Below are 22,871 nucleotides of genomic sequence, written 5' to 3'. Positions count from 1 at the left end.
GACGAGATATCATGCGCGCCCCGCAACGCGGGGCGCACACTTCGGGATCAGTGACCGCCACCGAGGATGCCGGTTTTGACGGAGTAATCTACGGCGATCTCGTATTCGGGGTCATCGTCGCTATCGACCATGAGATGCCCTGCCTTCGCGAGAAGCTGATGGCAGTCGCGGCTCAGGTGGCGCAATTGCACGGTCTTGCCCGCCGCCTCGTATTTCGCCGCCAGCGCCTCAATCGCCTGAAGCGCGGATTGGTCGGCAACGCGGCTATCGGCAAAATCGACCACTACGGTGCCGGGATCGCCTGCGATGTCGAATAGCTCGAGAAAGCCCTCGGACGAGCCAAAGAAGAGCGGCCCTTGCACCTGATAGACCTTTGCGCCCTCAGGAGTGGTATAGCTCTTGGCGTGGATGCGGCGCGCGTTCTGCCAGGCATAGGCGAGCGCGGAGACGATCACACCGACGACGACGGCCACGGCAAGGTCTTCCATCACGGTGACGACGGTCACAAGCACGATGACGAAGGCATCGGTCAGCGGCACCCGCGCCATGATCTTGAAAGAGTTCCATGCGAAGGTGCCGATCACCACCATGAACATCACGCCGACAAGGGCTGCGAGCGGGATTTGCTCGATCAGCGGGCTCGCCGCCACGATGAACAGGAGCAGGAAAAGCGCTGCGGCGATGCCGGCGATACGCGTGCGGCCGCCGGATTTCACGTTGATCATCGACTGGCCGATCATGGCGCAGCCGCCCATGCCGCCGAAGAAGCCGGTCAGGATATTGGCCGAACCTTGCGCGATGCATTCCTGGCTCGCACCGCCGCGCTTGCCGGTCATTTCGCCAACGAGGTTCAGGGTCAGCAGGCTTTCGATGAGGCCAATCGCGGCGAGGATCACGGCATAGGGCAGGATGATCCAAAGTGTTTCGAGCGTGAGCGGCGCAAGCGGTGTGCCGTAGATGCCGACGCCCTCGCCAAAGGGGATGTGGAACATCGGGAAGCCACCTTCGATCGAGGCCATGTCACCGACGCGCGGCACATCGAGGCCAAGACCGATCACCACGAAGGCGGTGATGGCGATCCCAGCGAGCGGCGCGGGGATAACCTTGGTCAGTTTCGGCAGCAGCCAGATGATCCCCATGGTGAGCCCGACAAGCCCGAGCATGGTATAAAGCTGCAACCCCGAGAGCCATTCGCCGCCCGACATACCATGGCCATCGCTGACCATGCTGCCCGGTACTTTGAATTGGCTCATCTGGGCGAGGAAGATCACGATGGCGAGGCCATTCACGAAGCCAAGCATCACGGGATGCGGCACGAGGCGGATGAACTTGCCCCAATGCATGGCCCCGGCGATAACTTGCAAAATCCCCATCAGCACCACGGTCGCGAACAGGTATTCCACACCGTGTTCAGCCACCAGCGCCACCATCACCACCGCCAAAGCACCGGTCGCGCCGGAGATCATACCCGGTCGCCCGCCGATCAGAGCGGTCACAAGACCCACGAGAAACGCCGCATAAAGACCGACCAGCGGATGCACGCCCGCGACAAAGGCAAAGGCCACAGCTTCGGGCACCAGCGCAAGCGCCACGGTCAGCCCCGAGAGAAGCTCGGTCTTGATACGCCCGGCGGTAAAGCCCTCGTCCTGCATCAGGGAAAGGTTGGGCGGGGAGATGTTCTTGGCCAGAAGGGCCAAAGCTGCGCGTCTCATGTAAATGACCTGTCAATTTCGGGATGGGTTCGCGGCTTTGGCCCTAAAGGAACTCGGCCTGTGGCGCAAGGCGCAGAGGCATTGGCGCAGGGCGGTATGGCGACGCAGCAGGTCATCCGCTGCGGCTTTTCGGGCAATCCTGCCCGCGATGACGCGGTTTTCAGCGTCGCGACGTTGCCAAGCAGGTAAAGGCGGGCCAAGAATGGGCGCAACAGACCAACAGGAGACGAACATGGGCGAGACGATGATCGCCGTCATTGGCGGTTCGGGCATTTACGATATCGACGGGCTGGAAGATGCCAAATGGCAAGACGTCGAGACCGGCTGGGGCGCACCGTCGGATGCGATTCTGACCGGAGTTCTGGATGGGGTCCGCATGGCCTTCTTGCCCCGGCACGGGCGCGGCCATGTGCATACGCCGAGCTCTGTCCCCTATCGCGCCAACATCGCCGCGCTGAAGCAGATCGGGGTCACGGACGTGATTTCGGTCTCCGCTGTGGGCTCATTTCGTGAAGAAATGGCGCCGGGCGATTTCGTCATCGTGGATCAGTATATCGACCGCACCTTTGCGCGCGAGAAGAGCTTCTTCGGCCCCGGCCTTGTTGCACATGTAAGCGTGGCGCACCCGACCTGTCCACGGCTTGGGGCGGCTTGCGCAACCGCAGCCGAACAAGCCGGGATCACCTTTCACAAAGGCGGCACTTATCTCGTCATGGAGGGGCCGCAGTTCTCGTCACTGGCGGAGTCAAAGATGTATCGCGAGAGCTGGGGCTGCGATGTGATCGGCATGACCAACATGCCCGAGGCGAAGCTCGCCCGCGAAGCCGAGCTTTGCTACACCTCGGTCGCGATGGTCACCGACTACGACAGTTGGCATCCCGAACATGGCGAGGTCGATGTCATGGAGATCATCAAGACACTGACCGGAAACGCCGAAAAAGGCCGTGAGCTCGTGCGTCGCCTGCCTGCGATCTTGGGCGCGGAACGGGCGCCGTGTCCGCATGGATGTGATCGGGCGCTGGAATATGCAATCCTAACCGCCCCCGAGGCCCGCGACCCGCAAGTTGTCGAGCGCCTTAAGCCGATCGCCGGGAGGGTTCTTGCATGAGTTTCGAAATCTGGTTGGCTTTCGTGGCCGCATCGACGGTGCTTCTCATCATTCCCGGGCCAACGATCCTCTTGGTGCTGTCCTATGCCCTGAGCCAAGGGCGCAAGGTGGCGCTCGCGACGGCGGCGGGGGTTGCGCTTGGCGACTTGATCGCGATGACGGCCTCTCTTCTGGGATTGGGTGCGATCGTGCTCGCCTCGGCCACGGCCTTTACAGTGCTGAAATGGGTCGGTGCGCTTTATCTCCTCTGGCTCGGCTACAAGATGCTGCGCAGCGCGGGCCATGCAGACGCGCCGGATCTTCTTGCCACACCGGAACGCGCCTCGCCCCGCATCTTTGGACATGCGGCGGCCGTCACTGCGCTCAACCCCAAGAGCATCGGCTTCTTCATTGCTTTTGTACCGCAATTCCTTGATCCCACACGCGCCATCACGCCGCAATTCGCGGTCATGATTGCGACTTTCGTCGGATTGGCGGCGCTCAATGCGCTCGCCTATGCGCTTCTTGCCGATAAGCTCCGCACCCGGATCGCCCGGCCTTCGGTCATTCGTGGCCTGACGCGGGCGGGGGGTATAACGCTGATGGGGATGGGGGTTCTCACGGCAACGCTCAAGCGGGCGGCCTGAAAGAGAGAACGGCGGGATCAATCCCCGCCGTTTTCCTTCATGAAATCACGGATAAACCGGCGAATTTCGCGCGCCGCGCTGGTGTCCATGTCCTTGCACAAATCCACGAACGCATCACGCTCGGCCTTGTCGAGGCGTAGGACCAGTTGGCTGTCCTTTTTTGCGGCTTTCTTGCCGTCTTTCTTGCCCATTTTATCTTTTCGCGCCTGAGTGATTGACGTTTTTGTAAAGCGAATGTATATACATGCCATATACAAGAGCTACACGTTCTTACCGAGGCAGTATTGGAAAGGAAAGAGAAAATGACCCTGTTGACCGCAAAAACCATTCTCGTGCGTGATCGGATGGACTGGCACAAGCCGCATCTGAACTGGATGTCGAACTCTGTCTACCGCTTCCTGCGTCGTCGCAGCCAGTAACCGATCGCCCAGCCCTCTTGCGTAGAGGCGCGGCATCAGTAAAAGCTGAGGCCGACCAGCAAGGGGACCAACATGGGCAAGAAAAGCAACGACGTCAGGGACTACATCCGCACTATCGTGGATTTTCCGCATGAAGGCATCATGTTCCGCGATGTGACGACGCTCTTTGCCGACCCGCGCGGCTTTCGCATGGCCATTGACCAGATGTTGCACCCGTTCGCGGGCGAGCGGATCGACAAAGTGGTCGGGCTTGAAGCGCGAGGCTTTATCCTTGGCGGCGCAATCGCGCATCAGCTTTCGCTCGGCTTTGTGCCCATTCGCAAGAAGGGCAAACTCCCCGGCACCACTATCTCGCAGGACTATAAGCTCGAATATGGCGAGGCGATCGTCGAAATCCACGATGACGCCATTGAGCCTGGCGAGAAGATCCTCGTCGTCGACGACCTGCTTGCAACGGGCGGCACTGCCGAGGCCGGGATCAAGCTTATCGAGCGGCTTGGCGGCGAGATCGTTGCCTGTTCCTTCATCATCGACCTGCCCGAACTTGGCGGACGTAAGAAACTCGAAGACATGGGCGTCAATGTCTCGGTTCTGTGCGAATTCGAGGGTCTGTAAAGACTTCTGAAAGGTTTTGCGTGCCAGATGTGCCTGTCGGTCGGGAGCCGACACTCGCTTGCACGATCATGGTGATCGCGCCCCGTCCTCATTTCAGGGCGGGGCGTTTCCCTTTTCAGGGTAGAACGACGCCCGGATTCATGATGCCGTTGGGATCGAGCGCCGTCTTGATCGCCCGCATCGCCGCGAGCTTGGCAGGATCGCCGTAGTGTTGCAGATCGCCGGTCTTGAAGCGACCGACACCGTGTTCCGCACTAAATGAGCCGTCATACGCGGCGACGAGATCATGAACGAGGGATTTGACCGCCGCGCGCTGGTTCTCATAGTCGGCGCGGTCGCGGCCCTTGGCGGGAAAGACGTTATAGTGCAGGTTGCCGTCGCCCAAATGCCCGAAACAGTTGATCCGAAAATCTCCCAGAGCGGCGAGCTTCTCTCCGGCCTCGGCGACAAACTCCGGCAGCGCAGAGAGCGGCAGGGAAATGTCGTGGCTGCTGATCGAGCCGATGCGTTTGTTGGCGACGGGGATATGCTCGCGCAGGGACCAGAAATCGCCGCGTTGCCCTTCGCTTTGAGCAATCAACCCGTCCTCCACCAGCCCGGCGTCAAGTGCGGCGGCAAATATCGCTTCGAGCGCGTGCTCTGCGCCTTGCGACATGCCGAGTTCGACCAGCACCATCCATTCGGGCGTCTCCGAGAAAGGCTGGCGGATATCCGGGAGGGTGTCGCGCACGAACTCCGGCCCCTGACGGTGCATGATCTCAAAGGCGGAGACCGCTTCACCCACGTGATCGCGGGCCAATTCCAAAAGGCGCAGGGCGGCGGTGGGATCCCTCACCACCATGAGCGCGGTGCCACGCGAGGCGGGGCGCGGCGAAAGCTTGAGGGCGGCGGCGGTGATGATGCCGAGCGAGCCTTCGGAGCCAACGAGGAGACCGCGCAGGTCATAGCCGGTATTGTCCTTGCGCAGCCGGGTCAGACCGTTCCAGATGTCGCCCGTCGGAAGGACGGCCTCAAGCCCAAGACAGAGGTCGCGCGTATTGCCGTAGCGTAGGACGTTCACGCCGCCTGCATTGGTTGCGAGATTGCCTCCGATACGCGCCGTGCCCTCGGCAGCAAGCGAGAGCGGAAAGAGACGGTCGGCCGCCTCGGCGGCGGCCTGCACATCGGCAAGAATTGCACCGGCCTCGGCGACAAGTACATTTTCGAGCGGATGTACGGCACGAATACGGTTCATTCGTTCCAGCGACAGGATAAGCGGCGCAGGGCCTTCCGGCATGATCTGTCCGCCGACAAGCCCTGTGCCGCCGCCATAGGGCACGACGGCCACGCGGGCGGCGTTACAGGCGGTGACGAGGATCGAGACCTCCTCGACGCTGCGCGGCAGGGCAAGGGCGGCCCCCGCCTGCCCCTGATATCGGCCACGCGGTTCCTCAAGGTAGCGCGGCTCAGGCCTGCGCAACGTATCAGCAGGAAGCTGCTTGGCGAGGGTGTCGAGAAACGGGAGGGAAACGGGCGTAAGACTCATGTCCGCATCTCTAGCATGCGCGCCCTTCAGGGGTCACGTAGGAAGCGCGGCCGAAGCACGTGGATCGTCGGGCGCTCTGGGAGGGTGCGCAGAGAAACCGTGATCTCGCTCGCGCCATTGCGGACGATCTCATAGTCGCGTGACATGCCTTCGAGAAAGGCATCGAGCGTCCAGCCTTGAAACCAGTGCATCGGGATCACGATGCGCGCCTTCATCTTTTGCAGAACGCGGATCATCGACGGCAGGTCGAGCGTCAGCGTGCCATCCACGGCTGCCATCACCACATCCATACGGCCAAGAGCAGCATATTGGGCCGGGGTTGGTTCGTGATGCAGGTGACCAAGGTGCGCGATGCAGAGGCCTGCGGCCTCGAAGACAAAGATCGAATTGCCATGCGCCTCGACCGCGTCGCCGCCGCGGCGGATATCGGTCGGCACGTTGCGCACGAGGAGCGAGCCGAGGTCAAGGTGGTGATCGGCTGGGCCTCTCCCCTGCCCCCAGCCTTCGAGCACATGCCGGATCGCGGGGTCTGGGGCGTCGGTGTAGTGGGTCTCATGAGCGTGGTTCATGGTCACCACGTCGGGGATCAGGTCGGTATTGCCGATGAAGCCCGTGTAGTCCGTCACCGCTGACACCCCGTCATCGGTCTGAATCAGGAATGAGGCGTGCGCGATATAACTTAGCCGGACATGGTTTGCCTCAAGCGGGTCGCGGAAACTCGCCTTGTGGAGATAGGCAAGTCCCCCGGCATCAGCGAGCGCGATACAATGGCTCGGGCGACGGTCCTCAGCGCGGGCCATACCGGCAACCAAGAGGAACAGAAGGATCAGGCGGATCATGTCAGGCTCCTTTCGGGCGAAAGGATAGCATGGGGACACGTGTTGGCGGATCAAATTTGTGTAAGGCTAGGCCTGTCCGACGAGTGTCCGGCCACGGCGATCGCCGCGCAGTGCCGCATAAAGGACATGAGTCCGCCAGCGGCCATTGATCTGCAGATAACTCTGGGCGACACCTTCGTACTTGAAACCCGATTTCTCGAGCACCCCGCGCGACGCGGTATTCTCGGGCAGACAGGCGGCTTCGATCCGGCTGAGGTCCAACTGCGTGAAGGCGTGGTGCACGACGGCTTCGATGGTCTCGCGCATGTAGCCTTGGCGGGTATGCCGCTCGCCGATCCAATACCCAAGTGTCCCTGCCTGCGACGGGCCGCGGCGGATATTGTCGAGGGTAATCGCCCCAAGGAGCATTTCGTCAGAGCGGCGCACGAGGAACAGGGGCATGGCGGTGCCGCCACTGATTGCGCGCTGAGCCCAATAGACCCTGTTGGTAAAGCTCTTGCGGCTCAGATGATCGGCCGACCAGGACGGCTCCCACGGAATCAGGAAATCCGCGCTTTCGCTCCGCAGGCAGGTCCAAGCCCGAAAATCTCCGTGCAGAGGGGGGCGCAGGGTCAGGCGCTCCGTCTCGATGCGGACCTTCCGCCGCCCCAAGAGCATCAGGCGGCGCACCGCAGGTCTTGCAGCGTCGCCAGATCGGGCGCGGCAGAGACAGGACCATAGAGCGCAAGCGCAGGGCGGGCCTCGACGGCCATATGTTCGGCAAAGCGGCGCACATCGGCATCGGAAATCCCGTCGATCCGTTCGACCGTTTCCTGAAGCGTGGGCACATAGCCCCATATCGCCAGAAGCCGCGCAAGACGTTCGGCACGGCTCGACGGGCTTTCGAGCCCCATGAGAAGACCGGCTTTCATCTGGATTCGTGCGCGCGCGATTTCCTTGGCGCTCATACCTTCGGCAGCGCGCTTAAGCTCTTCGATGGTCACCCGGCACAGATCGGCGATTTGAGATCCGGAAGTGCCCGCATAGATCGTCATCATACCGGTATCGGCATAGGCCCCGGCCTGCGAATAGATCGTGTAGCAGAGACCGCGGCGCTCACGGATTTCTTGAAACAAGCGCGAGGACATGCCGCCACCGAGGGCTGTGGCATAGATCTGTGCGGTGTAGATATCCGGGTCGCAGTAGTCGGGGCTTTCAAAGCCAAGCGCGAGATGGGCTTGCTCGAGGGTCTTTTCGGTGCGGTATTCGCCGCCAACGAAGCGCGCGGGATCAAGCGGCATGGCCCGCCCGCCCTTGAGATGGCCAAACATCTCTTCGGACAGGCGCACGATCATGTCGTGATCGACTGCACCCGTCGCTGCGAGCACCATGTTCTCGGGGCGGTAATGCTCGGAAACGAACCCTGCCAGATCCTCGCGGCCAAAGGCACGCACGCGTTCTTCGGCGCCGAGAATGGTGCGGCCAATCGGTTGATCCGGGTAGGCACGCTCCTGAAGCCAGTCAAAGATTACATCGTCCGGCGTATCAAGTGCCTGACCGATTTCCTGAAGGATCACACCGCGTTCAACCTCAATCTCGTTCTGGTCGAACACCGGGTTGAGAACGATATCGCCAATCACGTCGAGCGCCAGCGCCACATCGTTCTTCAGGACGCGCGCGTAGTAGGCGGTCACTTCGCGGCTCGTATAGGCGTTGATATAGCCGCCCACGTCCTCGATCGCCTCGGCGATATCAAGCGCACTGCGCCGCTTGGTGCCCTTGAACGCCATATGCTCGAGGAAATGCGCAATGCCGTTCTGCGCGCGCCGTTCGTGGCGTCCGCCGGCATTGACCCAAATGCCAATCGAGGCCGACTCGAGGCCGGGCATATGCTCGGTCACGATGCGAAAGCCATTGGCGAGGGTATGAAGCTGTGTGGTCAACGTGAAGCGATCCGGTCTTTGATAAAGGTGGTCAGGTGGGCGAGATCGTTGGGCACCCGTGTCACGCGCTCGGGCTTGTCCATCATGTCCGCCATGTGCGGCGGCAGAGCGGGACGTGCGCCCATCGCCTCTTCCACCGCGTCGGGGAATTTGGCCGGGTGCGCCGTGGCAAGCGTGATCATCGGGGTCTCCCCGAGATTCTCGTTTGCGACCTTTACCCCAACTGCGGAATGGGGGCAAAGCACTTCCTCGCAATGGGCATAGGCCCAAGTGATCGTCGCGCGGGTCTCATCCTCGGAGGCGCGTCCCGATGAGAAATGCTCGCGTAGGGTTTCCATCGCGCCTTGGCTTACGGTGAAGGCCCCGGATTTCAGCTCGTCCATGAGCTGAGACACGGCGTTGCCATCACGACCATAGGCGTCGAACAAGGCGCGCTCGAAGTTTGACGAGACCTGAATGTCCATCGAGGGAGACATCGAGGGCGTCACACCTTCCTTGGTATAGGCCGAGGTCTCCATCGTGCGATGTAGAATGTCGTTCTGGTTCGTCGCGATCACCAGGCGATCAATCGGAAGGCCCATCTTCTTGGCGATGTAGCCCGCGAAAATGTCCCCGAAATTGCCGGTCGGCACCGTGAACGAGACCTTACGATACGGCGCACCGAGGGCGGTCGCGGTGGTAAAGTAATAGACGACCTGCGCCAGAACGCGCGCCCAGTTGATCGAGTTCACCCCGGCGAGGCGCACGCCATCGCGGAAGTCAAAATCGTTAAACATGTCCTTGAGACGGGCTTGGCAATCGTCGAAATCCCCATCGAGCGCGAGGGCGTGCACATTGGCATCCTCGGGTGTCGTCATCTGCTTGCGCTGGATGTCGGAGACGCGGCCATGCGGGAAAAGGATGAAGACGTCGACATTGTCGAGGCCGCGGAAGGCCTCGATCGCAGCCGAGCCGGTATCGCCGGAGGTGGCGCCGACAATGGTCACGCGTTCATTGCGGCGTGCCAGCGAGAACTGAAATAGCTGCCCTATGAGCTGCATTGCGAAGTCTTTGAACGCCAACGTTGGGCCGTGGAACAGTTCCATCAGGAAATGGTTGGGGCCAAGCTGCACCAGCGGTGCGCGGGCGTCGTGGCGGAACCCTTCGTATGCGCGTTCGATGATGCCCTTGAATTCGTCGTCGGTGAAGCTGCCGCCGATGAAGGGTTTCATCACGCGAAAGGCGGCCTCTTCGTAAGGCAGGCCCGCGAGCGCCGCAATCTCGCCCTTGGTCATGGTCGGGATGGTTTCGGGCACGTAAAGGCCGCCATCGCGCGCGAGGCCGGTCAGCATCGCCTCTTCGAAGGTCAGTTCGGGCGCGTTGCCGCGGGTAGAGATGTATTTCACGGGACTCAGGCCTTTTTCGTTTTGCGCATGCGCAGGAGGTAATAAAGCGTCATGAACACCCAGACAATCGCCAGTCCATACCAAGTGACAATATATTCGAGGTGATCGTTGGGGATTCCGGAGGTATCGACCGGCAAGGGCGTCAGTGTCGGCGTTTCAACCGAGGACTGACGCAGGATGACGAGGATCGGTTCGGCGTTGAGAGCGGCGGCCATTGTCGGCACATCGCGCGAGAACCAGATATTGCCCGCCACGTCATTCTCGGGCGTGAAACTATCGATTTCCTCAGGCCAATGGAGATTGCCACCAATGGTCATCGGGCCGGTGACGCGGGAGGTCTCCTTGTCCTCAATGGCGACAAAACCCCGGTCGATCATCAAGCGACGGCCAGTCTCAGTCTCGAAGGCAGAGATGATACGATAGCCCGCGCCGAGCTCTTTCGTGGAGACGAGCACGTGCAATTCATCGTTCGTCATTGTGCCTGTCGTAGTGACGGGCAGGAAGCGGTCGGCTTCGGGATCGGGCATCGCGGGAACAGCCACGGGCGCGTCGTTGATCCGTGCCTCGATCGCCGCAAGATAGGCCTCTTTCTCGGCCAGACGGCGCACCTGCCAATTGCCCAGAGACACGAGGATCGCGGTGCCAACAATACCGAAGACGAGAGGCAGGATAAGGCGGGACACGGGGGCGGGATTCCTTGCAAAGAAAAAGTCGCGGGCTGCTTGGCAACCCGCGACCTGACTTACGTGTTTTGGGGGCAGTGTTTCAACCGCAAACCCCGAACCAGCCCTTAGCCGCCCCAGATGTAGACTGCGGCGAAGAGGAAGAGCCAGACAACGTCAACAAAGTGCCAGTACCAGGCTGCGGCCTCGAAACCGACGTGGTTTTCGGGGGTGAAGTGACCACGCATCAGGCGGATCAGGCAGACAAACAGGAAGATCGTGCCGACGACCACGTGGAAACCGTGGAAGCCCGTCGCCATGAAGAAGTTCGCGCCGTAGATGTTGCCGGAGAAGCCAAAGGCCGCGTGGCTATATTCATAGGCCTGGAAGATGGTGAAGATGATGCCGAGACCGATGGCGATCACGAGGCCCCATTTCATGTCCTGGCGGTTGTTCTCATGCGCAAGAGCGTGGTGCGCCCAAGTCGCCGCCATACCCGAGCAAAGCAGGATCAGCGTGTTGATGAGCGGCAGGTGCCAAGGGTCGAAGGTCTCGATACCAGCGGGCGGCCAAACGCCATCGACGCCGGGGCTGATCCCATCGGGGTGCATCGGGTAGATCGCGTGCTTGAAGAAGCTCCAGAACCATGCGGCGAAGAACATGACTTCGGACATGATGAAGAGGATAAAGCCGTAGCGCAGGCCGATCTGGACGACCGGAGTGTGATCGACGCCGTTGTTGCCCTCGGCGACAACGTCCGACCACCAGCCGAACATGGTATAGAGAACAACCACCAGCCCGATCAGGAACATCCAGGGCATGTCATTGGCCATCCAGAGCACCGCCCCGAAGAGCATGATGAAGGCCCCGACCGATCCCAGAAGGGGCCAGGCCGACGGCGGCAGAATATGATAGTCGTGGTTCTTAGCGTGCGCCATTTTCGTTATTCCCTCGTTGGAAGGCTTCTTAGTTTACTTCAGTTTCGGTTTCCTGCGCGAGCGCCGCTGTGGTCTCGGGCAGGTCGATTTCGTGGAACGTGTAGGACAGGGTGATGTGGGTCACGTATTGCGCGTCCCGGTCCTCGACGATCTCGGGGTCGATGTAGAAAGAGACGGGCATAGAGATTCGCTCGCCCGGTTGCAGCACCTGCTCTTCAAAGCAGAAGCAGTCGATCTTGGTAAAGTAGCCACCTGCCTCGTAGGGGAAGACGTTGTAGCTTGCCGATCCGGCGATGGGGCGGTCCGTCGGGTTGTAGGCCTCGTAGAAGGCGAGCCCGGTTTCCCCGATACGGATTTCCATCGTGCGCTGAACGGGTTTGAACTCCCACGGGAAGTCGCGTTCTTTGCTGCCATCAAAACGGACCTTGATGGTCTGTTCGAGAATTTCGCCCGACCCATCCTCGGCCACACCCGTGGTGCCACCAAAGCCTGTCACCCGGCAGAACCAATCGTAGAAGGGCACAGAGGCCCATGCCAGCGCACCCATGGTCACGACGACGCCGAGGGTCTGGGCCAATGTCTTGATCTTGGGGTCCATCGCCATCAGTTCTGAATCCTTGCGTTTTCAGGTTCGTAGTCGCCGCGCGTGACCTTGACCACGGTCAGGCCGAACACGATGGCGATAAAGCCGACAAGCACCAGCGCGAGGCCGATATTGCGGCCAAGGCGGCGTTTGTGGAGTTCATGTTCCTCACGAAAGCTCATGGTCTTACCAGCCCCCCATGCCATAGCGCGCCAGCGTCGCCTCGACGAGGATCGCACCGAAGTGCAGGAACAGGTAAAGCAGCGACAGGCCGAAGAAGCTCTTTTCGCGCTTGTAGGAATCGGCTTCGGCGGTCGCTTCGTCGCGACGCCAGATCGAGATCGCCCCAATGAGGAACAGACCGTTCAGGAGAAGCGCGGTCGCCAGGTAGATCGGGCCACCGACGCCGGTAAAGGCCATGCCGATGGCCACGATGGCGAGGAGGATCGTATAGACGAGGATATGATTGCGGGTCACGCGGCGCCCGTGGGTCACGTGCAGCATCGGCACCCCCGCATCCTTGTAGTCCGATTTCATAAACAGGCAGAGCGCCCAGAAATGCGGCGGGGTCCACATGAAGGTCAGGGTGAACATGAGGACGGATTCGATCGAGACACCGCCCGTCGCCACGGCCCAACCGATCATCGGGGGAAAGGCGCCCGCAGCACCACCGATGACGATGTTCTGCGGGGTCCAACGCTTGAGCCACATGGTGTAGATCACCACGTAGAAGAAGATAGTGAAGGCGAGAAGCAGCCCGGCAAAGACATTTGCAGCCAGCGCCAGCATGATGCAGGCAAAGGCCGAAAGCGTGATGCCGATGGCAAAGGCCTCATCGCGGGTCACCTTACCGGCGGGGATCGGACGACCCTGGGTGCGTTTCATCACCGCGTCGATATCTGCGTCCCACCACATATTGAGCGCTCCGGAGGCGCCGCCGCCGACCGCGATGAACAGGATCGAAGCGAAGGCAATGAACGGGTGCACGTCCACAGGGGCCGCGAGCAGGCCGACAAGCGCAGTGAACACGACAAGCGACATCACGCGCGGCTTCAGCAGGGCGAAGTAATCGCCAAAGCTGGCCTCGTTGAAATCTGCTTGGCTGTTAACGCTTGCGTCGCTCATGCTCGCTTCCTTCCTGGAAGGGATGCACGATCACGCGCATCCCGGGTCTGGGTCAGATCGACCGGATCACTCTGCCGAGGCGAGTTGAACGCGGCTCGGAAGGGTCGAGGGATCGCCAGCATATTCGTCGATCGCGCCCTCGAGCCATGCGTCATAGGCCTCTTGCGATACGACCTTGACGGTGATCGGCATGTAGGCGTGGTCCTTGCCGCAAAGCTCGGAACATTGGCCGAAGTAGATGCCCTCACGCTCGGCCTTGAACCAAAGCTCTGCGAGGCGACCCGGCACAGCGTCCTGTTTCACGCCAAAGGCAGGAATGGTCCAGGAGTGGATCACGTCGGCGCCAGTAACTTGCATGACGATGGTCTTGCCTACGGGCACGACGACCTGTGTATCGGTGGCGAGAAGGTATTCGTCATCGTTATAGCCATATTCGGCAAGGTCTTCGCGCGGCAGCAGGAAGCTGTCAAAGCCGAACTCGTGGTCGACATACTCATACCCCCAGTACCATTGGTAACCGGTCACCTTGATGGTGATGTCGCCTTCGGGGATCTCTTGCTGTTTGAACAGCACCGGAAGCGAGAAGGCACCGATGAAGACCAGAATGATGATCGGACCGATGGTCCAAGCGATCTCAACCGGGGTGTTGTGGGTAAAGCTTGCCGGGGTTGGGTTGGTACGCCGATTGTAGCGCACGAAGATGTAGAGCATCAGCCCCGCCACCAAGGCGACGATCCCGGTAATGATGACCAGAATCATATGGTCCAGAGACTGGAGGTCACGAGCCAGTTCGGTCGCCGCCGGCTGGAAGCCGAGGCCACGCTCGATCGGCTTACCGACCGTTTCGACGTCTTGTGCAAGCGCCGAAGACGCGGTGAGAGCTGCCATCAGGCTCAGGATTTTCGTTTGAATTCGCATAGTTCACCCTGATCGGTTGCGTTCTTGTTCGTTTCTGTTCCGATGCAAAACACCGCCGTATACGACGGCATCCCGCGCTTGTGTTGACGATAGAAACCATATTCTATCCGCCAAATATAGAAGCAGGTCCGCGACAAACGGACGCTTTTCTTGATATAGATCAAATTCCGAAGGGAAAATCCATATGACTCAGATCAAATTCTTGCCGTTCGAGACACTTATCGACCAAGATTTTGCTCTTGCAGAGTTGCAGGCCGCGACGGAAGGGGCCGATGACGGTGAATTGTTCCTTGAACGGCGCCGCGGAGAGGTTCTGGTCTTCGATGACGGTCGGCTTCGCAATGCTTCGTATGATGCTTCCGAGGGATTCGGCCTGCGCGCGGTGCGCGGCGAGGTTTCAGGCTATGCGCATAGCTCGGAAATCTCCGAATCAGCGCTTAAGCGCGCGGTGCAGACGGCGCGGCTTGCCGTTGGTGACGGTGGCGGAGCGCTCGCCGCTGGACCGAAGCGCACCAACCGACAGCTTTACATGGATCGCGATCCAATCGCCGACGCGGCCTTTCCCGTCAAGATCGAGACATTGCGCGAGATCGACGCCTTTGCCCGCGGTCTTGACCCGCGTGTGGTGCAGGTGACCGCCTCGGTCGCAGCCTCGCATCAGGAGGTTGTGATCCTGCGCCCGGACGGCTCTCTCTTGAGCGACAGCCGTCCGATGACCCGCGTGGATGTCTCGGTCATCGTTGAGAAAGAAGGCCGCCGCGAAAGCGGGAGCGCCTCGGGCGGTGGGCGCATCGGGCTCGACGGATTGCTCGAGCCGGTAGATTGGCAACGTAAGGCACGCGAGGCGCTTCGCATCGCGTTGGTGAACCTCGAAGCGGTTCCTGCCCCGGCAGGCGCGATGGATGTGGTGCTTGGTCCCGGCTGGCCGGGTATTCTCTTGCATGAGGCGGTGGGTCACGGCCTAGAAGGAGATTTCAACCGCAAGGGCTCGTCCCGGTTCTCGGGCCGGATCGGGGATCAGGTCGCAGCAAAGGGAGTCACGGTTGTCGATGACGGCACCCTCCCCGACCGGCGCGGCTCGATCACTGTCGATGACGAAGGCACCCCCTCGGGGCGCAATGTGTTGATCGAGGACGGGGTGCTTGTCGGCTATATGCAGGACCGGCAGAACGCACGTCTGATGGGGGTCGAGACAACGGGGAACGGGCGGCGCGAAAGCTATGCGCACCCACCGATGCCGCGCATGACCAATACCTATATGGAAGGCGGCGACGCCGATCCGGCGGATCTTGTCGCGTCGCTCAAGGATGGCATCTATGCGGTCGGCTTTGGTGGCGGGCAGGTCGATATCACCAATGGCAAGTTCGTTTTCTCCTGCACCGAGGCCTACCGCGTGCAAGACGGCAAGATTGGTGCGCCGGTCAAGGGCGCGACGCTGATCGGGGATGGGCCAACCGCGATGGGCCAGATCCGAGGATTGGGCAACGACATGGCGCTTGATCCGGGCATGGGCAATTGCGGCAAGGCGGGGCAATGGGTTCCTGTCGGTGTCGGCCAACCCACGGTTCTCATGGGCGGATTGACGGTCGGCGGCGCCGCGACCTGAGCGAGAGATATTATATACGGAGTGGCTCCGGTCCTGCGGTGGTTTACGCGCTGTTAACCAGACGTGCGTTAGACATGATTCTGCAAGCAGGCGGAGCCACGGATGACCGGAACTATCTCTTCTTCCACTCACCCCCAACTCCCACCCACCACGGAAGAACAGCGGGTTTCGTGGCTCCGTCTTTTGCGCTCGCGCCGCGTTGGCGTGACGACTTTTCATCGCCTACTCAAGGAATACGGCTCGGCCGAGGCCGCGCTCGATGCGCTCCCTGCCATCGCGCAGGAGGCGGGCGAAGACAGCTATCGCACCTGTGACCGCGGCCACGCCGAACGCGAGCTTGAAGCCGGTGACAAGGCGGGCGCAACCCTTCTCCTTTGGGGCAGCGCCCCCTACCCGCACACCCTTGCCGAAATCCCAGATGCGCCACCGCTCCTATGGACGATGGGTCGTGGGGATCTTCTGCAACGCCCCTTGGTCGCCATCGTCGGAGCGCGCAACGCATCGTCACTTGGCACGCGCATGGCCCGCGCCCTTGCCCGCGACCTCGGCGAAGCAGGGTTCACCGTCGTCTCGGGACTTGCCAGAGGCATCGACACGGCGGCGCATCTGGCCACGTTGGAGACGGGGACAATCGCGGTTCTCGGCGGCGGGGTCGATGTGATCTACCCGGCGGAGAATGCCAAGCTTGCCGAGGATATTGCCTCCCGCGGCCTGCGCCTATCCGAGCAACCGATGGGAATGCAGCCGCAAGCGCGCCATTTCCCGGCCCGCAACCGGATTATCTCTGGCCTCGCCCGCGCCGTCATCGTTGTCGAGGCCGCGTCCCGCTCCGGAAGCCTGCTGACAGCACATGGCGCGCTGGATCAGGGGCGCGACGTACTGGCTGTGCCGGGACACCCGTTTGATGCCCGTGCCTCCGGCTGCAATATTCTACTGCGCGACGGTGCGACCCTCGTGCGCGGCGCGCAGGACGTGATCGAGGCCATCGGCCCGGCCACGGCCCCCGCCAGACCCGTCGAACAGATCGAGATGCCGCTTGCCGAAACCCCACGTGAGGCGCGCACGCTGCGTGAAACGGCGAAGCTGCACAAACAGATCCTCGACCGTCTCGGCCCCGCCCCGCTCGCTGAGGATCAACTCATCCGCGATCTCGCCAAGCCTGCGGCGGATGTCGCGCCGGTCCTGATCGACCTCGAGATGGAGGGGCAGATCCGGCGGCAGGCGGGCGGCTTCCTGTCGCGCGCCTAGAAGCCTTCGCGCGCGCCCTCTCCCTGCCCAGAGCCCGGGCAGAAAGGGGTGCTCACCGTGGTTCAAACAGGTCAATTTTCCCTGCGACGCAAAGGGCGCATTGACATTCCCCCCCTCAAGACCACATTTTCCGCCGCCAGAGCATTTCCAAAAGTCGGTAGAAAAAACATGCCCGTTGTTGTCGTCGAATCCCCGGCCAAAGCCAAAACAATCAATAAATATCTGGGGTCCGACTATACCGTTCTCGCCTCTTACGGCCATGTGCGAGACCTGCCGCCAAAGGATGGCAGCGTCGATACCGACCAAGATTTCGAGATGACGTGGGAGGTCGGCACCGATTCGCGCAAACATGTGAAAGCGATTGCCGACGCGCTCAAGGAAGACAACGCATTGATCCTCGCGACCGACCCCGATCGCGAAGGCGAGGCGATCAGCTGGCACCTTGAGGAAGCCCTGCGCAAACGCCGCGCGATCAAAAAGGACACCCCCGTAAGCCGCGTGGTGTTCAACGCGATCACCAAATCCGCCGTCACCGAGGCGATGCAGAACCCGCGCGATATCGACCAACCGCTTGTCGATGCCTATCTCGCACGCCGGGCGCTTGACTACCTCGTAGGGTTCAACCTTTCGCCCGTCCTTTGGCGCAAACTGCCGGGCGCGCGCTCGGCGGGGCGCGTGCAATCGGTCTGCCTGCGTCTCATCGTAGAGCGCGAGATGGAGATCGAAGCGTTCAATCCACGCGAATATTGGTCCGTGAAAGCGCTTCTCGCAACACCGCGCGGTCAGGAATTCGAGGCCCGCCTGACGGTCCTCGGCGGGCAGAAGCTCGACAAATTCGACATCGCGACCGACACCGCCGCGGAACTTGCCGTGCAGGCGATCTCGTCGCGCGACCTCGTGGTCAAGAGTGTCGAGGCCAAACCGGCGAGCCGCAACCCTTCGCCGCCTTTCATGACCTCGACCCTGCAACAGGAAGCGAGCCGCAAATTCGGCATGGGCGCGCGCCAATGCATGAGCGCGGCCCAGCGTCTCTACGAGGCCGGCTACATCACCTATATGCGGACCGATGGCATCGACATGGCCCCCGAGGCCGTGGCGGCGGCGCGCGATGCAATCAAGGATCGCTATGGCGCGGAGTATGTCCCGTCCTCCCCGCGCATCTACAAGAACAAGGCCAAGAACGCGCAGGAAGCGCACGAATGTATCCGCCCAACCGAGATGACCCGCACGGTGGACGACCTCAAGGCGGCCGAGCCGGATCAACGCAAGCTCTATGATCTGATCTGGAAACGCACGCTCGCGTGCCAGATGGAAGGCGCACGGCTTGAGCGCACCACCGTCGACATCGCGAGCGGCGATGGCGAAGTGGGCCTGCGCGCGACCGGGCAGGTTGTGCAGTTCGACGGTTTTATGCGCGTCTATGAAGAGGGCCGCGACGATCAGGTCGTGGATGACGACGACAAGCGCCTGCCTCAGATCATGGAAGGGGAAGCCACCGACAAGCGCTCGATCAGCCCAGAACAGCATTTCACCCAACCCCCGCCCCGCTATACCGAAGCGACACTGGTCAAAAAGATGGAAGAGCTCGGCATTGGCCGTCCCTCGACCTATGCAAGCGTCATCACGACGATTCAGGACCGCGAATATGTTCGCAAGGACAAGAACCGCCTCTTCCCAGAGGACAAGGGCCGGATCGTGACGATCTTCCTGCTCAACTTCTTCCGTAAATATGTCGGCTATGAGTTTACCGCCGATCTCGAGGAAGAACTTGATGATGTCTCGGCGGGCAATCGCAATTACAAGAATGTGCTGAACCGGTTCTGGAAGGATTTCTCGGCGGCGATTGCTGAGACCTCGGAACTGCGCATCACCGAAGTGCTCGACGTGCTCGACGAGGCGCTCGCACCGCAGCTTTACCCGCCGCGCGAGGATGGCTCCGATCCGAGAATCTGCCCCAAATGCGGCAATGGGAAATTGCACCTCAAGACCTCGCGCACCGGCGGGTTTGTGGGCTGTGGCAACTACCCCGAATGCACCTACACGCGTCCCATCGCAGGCGAAGGTGCCGATGGCGACGAACGCGTACTCGGCGAGGATCAGGGCGACGAGATCTGGCTCAAGTCGGGCCGCTTCGGGCCTTACGTGCAACGCGGTGAGCCGACGCCGGAGAACAAAAAACCGCCGCGCGCCTCGCTGCCGAAAGGGTGGAACAAGGACGAGATGACCCTCGAAAAGGCGCTGGTGCTGCTGAGCCTGCCGCGCGAGATCGGGGAACACCCGGAAGGGGGCATGATCTCGTCGAACTTTGGCCGTTTCGGACCCTATGTTATGCACAAGCTGCCGGATGATGCGAAACCGGTCTACGCCAACCTCAAAGATCCCGAGGATGTCTTCGAGATCGGCATGAACCGGGCTGTGGAACTTCTGACGGAGAAGCGCAACAACCCACGCGGACGCGGGCGGACGGCAGCCAAGCCTTTGAACGAGCTTGGAGATCATCCCGAGGACGGTGGCGCAGTCAATGTCATGGAGGGGCGCTATGGGCCCTATGTCAAATGGGAGAAGGTCAACGCGACGATCCCCAAGGACGTGAAGCCCGAAGACGTCACCATGGAGATGGCGGTTGCGCTTATTGCTGAGAAGGCAGCCAAGAAAGGCACCAAACGCAAACCGGCGGCGAAGAAGAAGACTGCCGCGAAGAAATAGGACGGACGCGCGCGCAAACAGGCGGCGCTTTGCCCAGAGTGGTGGGTGCGCGCGACGTCACATGCGATGTCACCGATATGTGATTTGCCTCTTTGCTAGCCGCAGCGCAGCGTGCAGCCCAATCGAGCACGCGAACAGGAAATCACATGTCCAAGACGGATCTTACGCGGCGCGGTCTGATCGCCGCCCTTCCCGCCCTCACCCTCGCCCCTGGCGCAGCTTTGGCCGAGCTTGGCCGCGGTGACCAAGAACCGGTCAACCGCATCATTTCGAGCTTTCGAGAGCAGGATTGGCGCGATCATTTCGACGATCTCGGCAAGGCGAGCATCGTGGCTGACACCGTGTCTCGGGCGCTGCATTTCTGGAGCGGCGATGGAGAGACCTACCGGGTGTTCCCGACCTCCGTGCCCGCCTCGGATGAGTTGACAAAACGCGGCTATACGGAGGTTGTGCGCAAAAAGATCGGCCCGGACTGGACGCCGACGCCTTCGATGATCGAGCGCAACCCCGAGCTCAAATACATGCCGCCGGGACCGGATAACCCCTTGGGAACGCATGCGATGTATCTTGGCTGGCCCGCTTATCTCATCCATGGGACGCATGACACGCGCAAGATCGGGCGCAAGAGCTCGGACGGGTGTATCGGGCTTTATAACGAGGCGATTGCGCAGTTGTTCGAGATCACCCCGGTCGGCACACAGGTCCGCATCATCTGATCCGGACGCGGGGCGGACAGTAGAAATACGTACTCTGTCCCGTATTCGTTGACTCTCTCGTGACGCGCCGTCACAACACGGGCAATTCCGGATCATAGGGAGAGTTCCATGAAGAAGGTCTATGCAAACGCAAAGGAAGCCCTCGACGGTATCCTGCGCGATGACATGCTTATTGCGGCAGGTGGCTTTGGCCTCTGCGGCATCCCCGAGCTTCTGCTCGAGGCGATCAAGGAGTCGGGCGTCAAAGACCTGACTTTTGCGTCCAACAACGCGGGCGTCGATGATTTCGGCATCGGCATCCTCCTGCAGACCAAGCAGGTCAAGAAGATGATCTCGTCCTACGTCGGCGAGAACGCAGAATTCATGCGCCAGTATCTTTCGGGCGAACTCGAGCTTGAGTTCAACCCACAAGGCACGCTCGCCGAACGTATGCGCTCTGCAGGTTGCGGCATTCCCGGTTTCTATACCAAAACCGGCGTAGGCACGCAGATCGCCGAGGGCAAAGAAGTCAAGGTTTTCAACGGGGAAGAGTATATCCTTGAAGAGGGTATCTTTGCCGACCTGTCGATCGTCAAGGCATGGAAAGCCGACACCACGGGCAACCTCGTCTTCCGCAAGACCGCGCGCAACTTCAACCCGCCGGCGGCAATGTGTGGCAAGATCTGTGTCGTGGAGGTCGAGGAAATCGTCGAACCCGGCGAGCTTGACCCCGACAACATCCACCTGCCGGGCGTCTACGTGCATCGCATCATTCAGGGCGAGCACGAGAAGCGCATCGAAAAAGTGACCACCCGTCCGCGTGAGGAGGCTTGATCCATGGCTTGGGACCGTAACCAGATGGCCGCACGCGCGGCACAGGAACTCGAAGATGGCATGTATGTGAACCTCGGCATCGGTATTCCGACGCTCGTGGCGAACTATGTCGGCGACAAGGATATCACGCTCCAGTCCGAGAACGGGATGCTGGGGATGGGGCCTTTCCCGTATGAGGGTGAGGAAGATCCAGACCTAATCAATGCGGGTAAACAGACGATTACCGAGCTGCGCCGCACCTCCTATTTCGACAGCGCCACCTCCTTTGGCATGATCCGGGGCGGCAAGATCGCTGCGGCGATCCTTGGGGCGATGGAAGTCGACGAGAAGGGCGACCTCGCGAACTGGATGATCCCCGGCAAGCTCGTGAAGGGTATGGGCGGCGCGATGGACCTCGTGGCCGGTGTTGGTCGCGTCATCGTCGTCATGGATCACACCAATAAACACGGTGATTCCAAGGTGTTGAAAGAATGCACCCTGCCGCTCACCGGTAAGGGCGTGGTCGATCGCATCATCACCAACCTCGGCGTTCTCGACGTGGTCGAGGGCGGGCTGAAGATCGTCGAATGCGCCGATGGCGTGAGCGAGGATGAAATCCGCGCCGCAACGCAGGCGACCATCGTCGGCTGATTTTGATGTCGGTGTAAATACAAGGGCCCGCGCGATTCGTGCGGGCCTTTTTCGTTGTGCGACCGATGGTTAAGGCGCAAAACCTGCTGCTGTATCACGTCGGTATTCCGTCGGTATTGCGTCTGTCTGGACCTCAGGAATCGTGGTGTTAATGCAGCGTGCGGCGAGGGTCAGTCGCATGGCACCGGGTAGATCAGAGCGAACCGCTCCCCGGCGCGATATTGGTCAAGGCAGGTGACCCGCCCTGCCCCGCCCGCCCAAAGCAGGTTCGGATCAATGGCGCGACGTCCGGCTGGGGTCTGTGCCCAGAGTTCGAAATGCAGATGCGGGAAGCCGCCCGAAAGCACCCCCGTTGCGCCGAGCGCGCCAATCCCTGCGCCGCGGCTCACGGTTGCCCCGGCCGAGACCTCACGCCGCTGCATATGAGCATAGCGGGTCCAGTGGCCGCCGCCGTGGTCGATCATCACGACATTGCCATAGGCCGGGTCGAAATGGGATTGCACCACGCGGCCCGGCGCGGCGGCAAGGACGGGTGTACCGATAGGGGCGTGCACATCGAGACCGTTGTGATCGCTCCATTCCCGCCCCTCACCAAGCGCGCTCGCCGGGGCGCGGAATTGCTGGGTGATCGAGGGGGCCGTCGCGGGCATCGTGACGGCGATGGGATCGGGGTAGCGCGGCACATAGGGCGCAGAGGCCCCTTTGGGCGGCAGCCCGCCGCTACAGGCGGCGAGGAGAAGCCCGAAGGCGGGGAACAGGGCCCGACGCACCGCCC

At 61.3% G+C, this 22,871-nt stretch carries 23 protein-coding genes; 9 read left to right on the top strand and 14 right to left on the bottom strand.

The features are described 5' to 3' along the window. Positions 1-47: 47 nt before the first annotated feature. Positions 48-1,712: a SulP family inorganic anion transporter gene (locus R1W01_RS03145; RefSeq protein WP_243612252.1), complete on the bottom strand. Its 1,665-nt coding sequence runs from the start codon at positions 1,710-1,712 to the stop codon at positions 48-50. Between the two features lie 232 nt (positions 1,713-1,944). Here R1W01_RS03145 and R1W01_RS03140 point away from each other — a divergent pair, with 232 nt between their 5' ends. Continuing rightward, positions 1,945-2,820, top strand: a complete 876-nt coding sequence (locus R1W01_RS03140; RefSeq protein WP_243612251.1) for an S-methyl-5'-thioadenosine phosphorylase — start codon at positions 1,945-1,947, stop codon at positions 2,818-2,820. Then, positions 2,817-3,446, top strand: a complete 630-nt coding sequence (locus tag R1W01_RS03135; RefSeq protein ID WP_243612250.1) for a LysE family translocator — start codon at positions 2,817-2,819, stop codon at positions 3,444-3,446. Before R1W01_RS03140 ends, R1W01_RS03135 begins: the two co-directional genes overlap by 4 nt. A 17-nt stretch (positions 3,447-3,463) precedes the next feature. Here R1W01_RS03135 and R1W01_RS03130 read toward each other — a convergent pair whose 3' ends face one another. Continuing rightward, positions 3,464-3,637: a hypothetical protein gene (locus R1W01_RS03130; protein WP_243612249.1), complete on the bottom strand. Its 174-nt coding sequence runs from the start codon at positions 3,635-3,637 to the stop codon at positions 3,464-3,466. A 300-nt stretch (positions 3,638-3,937) separates the two neighbouring features. Between R1W01_RS03130 and R1W01_RS03125 the strand changes: the two genes are divergently transcribed. Continuing rightward, entirely contained in the window at positions 3,938-4,480 is a 543-nt protein-coding gene (locus tag R1W01_RS03125; RefSeq protein WP_297756351.1) for an adenine phosphoribosyltransferase, read from the top strand. 115 nt (positions 4,481-4,595) lie between these two features. Here R1W01_RS03125 and R1W01_RS03120 read toward each other — a convergent pair whose 3' ends face one another. From R1W01_RS03120 to coxB, 11 genes are all read right to left on the bottom strand, one after another. After that, positions 4,596-6,005, bottom strand: coding sequence for an FAD-binding oxidoreductase (locus R1W01_RS03120; protein WP_297756352.1), 1,410 nt, complete (start codon positions 6,003-6,005; stop codon positions 4,596-4,598). A gap of 26 nt (positions 6,006-6,031) precedes the next feature. After that, positions 6,032-6,844, bottom strand: coding sequence for an MBL fold metallo-hydrolase (locus R1W01_RS03115; RefSeq protein ID WP_297756353.1), 813 nt, complete (start codon positions 6,842-6,844; stop codon positions 6,032-6,034). A gap of 66 nt (positions 6,845-6,910) precedes the next feature. Then, positions 6,911-7,501, bottom strand: coding sequence for a GNAT family N-acetyltransferase (locus R1W01_RS03110; protein WP_243612464.1), 591 nt, complete (start codon positions 7,499-7,501; stop codon positions 6,911-6,913). Beyond that, entirely contained in the window at positions 7,501-8,766 is a 1,266-nt protein-coding gene (locus R1W01_RS03105) for a M16 family metallopeptidase (RefSeq protein WP_243612245.1), read from the bottom strand. The genes R1W01_RS03110 and R1W01_RS03105 overlap by 1 nt, the downstream gene beginning before the upstream one ends. Further along, entirely contained in the window at positions 8,763-10,151 is a 1,389-nt protein-coding gene (gene thrC, locus R1W01_RS03100; RefSeq protein WP_297756354.1) for a threonine synthase, read from the bottom strand. Before thrC ends, R1W01_RS03105 begins: the two co-directional genes overlap by 4 nt. A gap of 5 nt (positions 10,152-10,156) precedes the next feature. Further along, a complete protein-coding gene (locus R1W01_RS03095) occupies positions 10,157-10,834 on the bottom strand; it encodes an SURF1 family protein (protein ID WP_297756355.1) in 678 nt (225 codons plus the stop codon). Positions 10,835-10,941: 107 nt separating this feature from the next. After that, positions 10,942-11,751, bottom strand: a complete 810-nt coding sequence (locus tag R1W01_RS03090; RefSeq protein ID WP_243612242.1) for a cytochrome c oxidase subunit 3 — start codon at positions 11,749-11,751, stop codon at positions 10,942-10,944. A 28-nt stretch (positions 11,752-11,779) separates the two neighbouring features. Then, positions 11,780-12,355 (bottom strand): cytochrome c oxidase assembly protein, encoded by a 576-nt coding sequence (locus tag R1W01_RS03085; protein ID WP_243612241.1) that lies wholly within the window; start codon positions 12,353-12,355, stop codon positions 11,780-11,782. Continuing rightward, on the bottom strand, positions 12,355-12,516 hold the full coding sequence (locus tag R1W01_RS03080; RefSeq protein WP_243612240.1) for a hypothetical protein: 162 nt from the start codon (positions 12,514-12,516) through the stop codon (positions 12,355-12,357). The genes R1W01_RS03085 and R1W01_RS03080 overlap by 1 nt, the downstream gene beginning before the upstream one ends. A 4-nt stretch (positions 12,517-12,520) precedes the next feature. After that, positions 12,521-13,459: a heme o synthase gene (gene cyoE, locus R1W01_RS03075; RefSeq protein WP_243612239.1), complete on the bottom strand. Its 939-nt coding sequence runs from the start codon at positions 13,457-13,459 to the stop codon at positions 12,521-12,523. Positions 13,460-13,525: 66 nt separating this feature from the next. Then, a complete protein-coding gene (gene coxB / locus R1W01_RS03070) occupies positions 13,526-14,377 on the bottom strand; it encodes a cytochrome c oxidase subunit II (protein WP_243612238.1) in 852 nt (283 codons plus the stop codon). 184 nt (positions 14,378-14,561) lie between these two features. Here coxB and tldD point away from each other — a divergent pair, with 184 nt between their 5' ends. The 6 genes from tldD to R1W01_RS03040 all read left to right on the top strand — a co-directional run bounded on the left by tldD (position 14,562) and on the right by R1W01_RS03040 (position 22,096). Beyond that, entirely contained in the window at positions 14,562-15,983 is a 1,422-nt protein-coding gene (tldD, locus tag R1W01_RS03065) for a metalloprotease TldD (RefSeq protein ID WP_297756357.1), read from the top strand. A gap of 102 nt (positions 15,984-16,085) precedes the next feature. After that, positions 16,086-17,231 carry a DNA-processing protein DprA gene (gene dprA / locus R1W01_RS03060; RefSeq protein ID WP_297756358.1) on the top strand — a complete coding sequence of 382 codons (1,146 nt, stop codon included), beginning with the start codon at positions 16,086-16,088 and terminating at the stop codon, positions 17,229-17,231. Between the two features lie 168 nt (positions 17,232-17,399). Further along, on the top strand, positions 17,400-19,937 hold the full coding sequence (gene topA / locus R1W01_RS03055; RefSeq protein WP_297756359.1) for a type I DNA topoisomerase: 2,538 nt from the start codon (positions 17,400-17,402) through the stop codon (positions 19,935-19,937). Positions 19,938-20,083: 146 nt separating this feature from the next. Beyond that, positions 20,084-20,653, top strand: coding sequence for a L,D-transpeptidase (locus R1W01_RS03050; RefSeq protein WP_243612234.1), 570 nt, complete (start codon positions 20,084-20,086; stop codon positions 20,651-20,653). Between the two features lie 108 nt (positions 20,654-20,761). Then, a complete protein-coding gene (locus R1W01_RS03045; protein WP_243612233.1) occupies positions 20,762-21,466 on the top strand; it encodes a CoA transferase subunit A in 705 nt (234 codons plus the stop codon). 3 nt (positions 21,467-21,469) lie between these two features. Further along, on the top strand, positions 21,470-22,096 hold the full coding sequence (locus R1W01_RS03040; protein ID WP_243612232.1) for a CoA transferase subunit B: 627 nt from the start codon (positions 21,470-21,472) through the stop codon (positions 22,094-22,096). Between the two features lie 170 nt (positions 22,097-22,266). On the opposite strand, the gene R1W01_RS03035 is transcribed toward R1W01_RS03040, so the two are convergent. After that, positions 22,267-22,866 carry a M23 family metallopeptidase gene (locus tag R1W01_RS03035; protein ID WP_297756360.1) on the bottom strand — a complete coding sequence of 200 codons (600 nt, stop codon included), beginning with the start codon at positions 22,864-22,866 and terminating at the stop codon, positions 22,267-22,269. Positions 22,867-22,871: the final 5 nt, after the last annotated feature.

The sequence above is a fragment of the Shimia sp. FJ5 genome (assembly GCF_032918335.1).
GTDB lineage: Bacteria > Pseudomonadota > Alphaproteobacteria > Rhodobacterales > Rhodobacteraceae > Shimia > Shimia aestuarii_A.
This window is presented reverse-complemented; position numbering and strand designations above follow the sequence as displayed.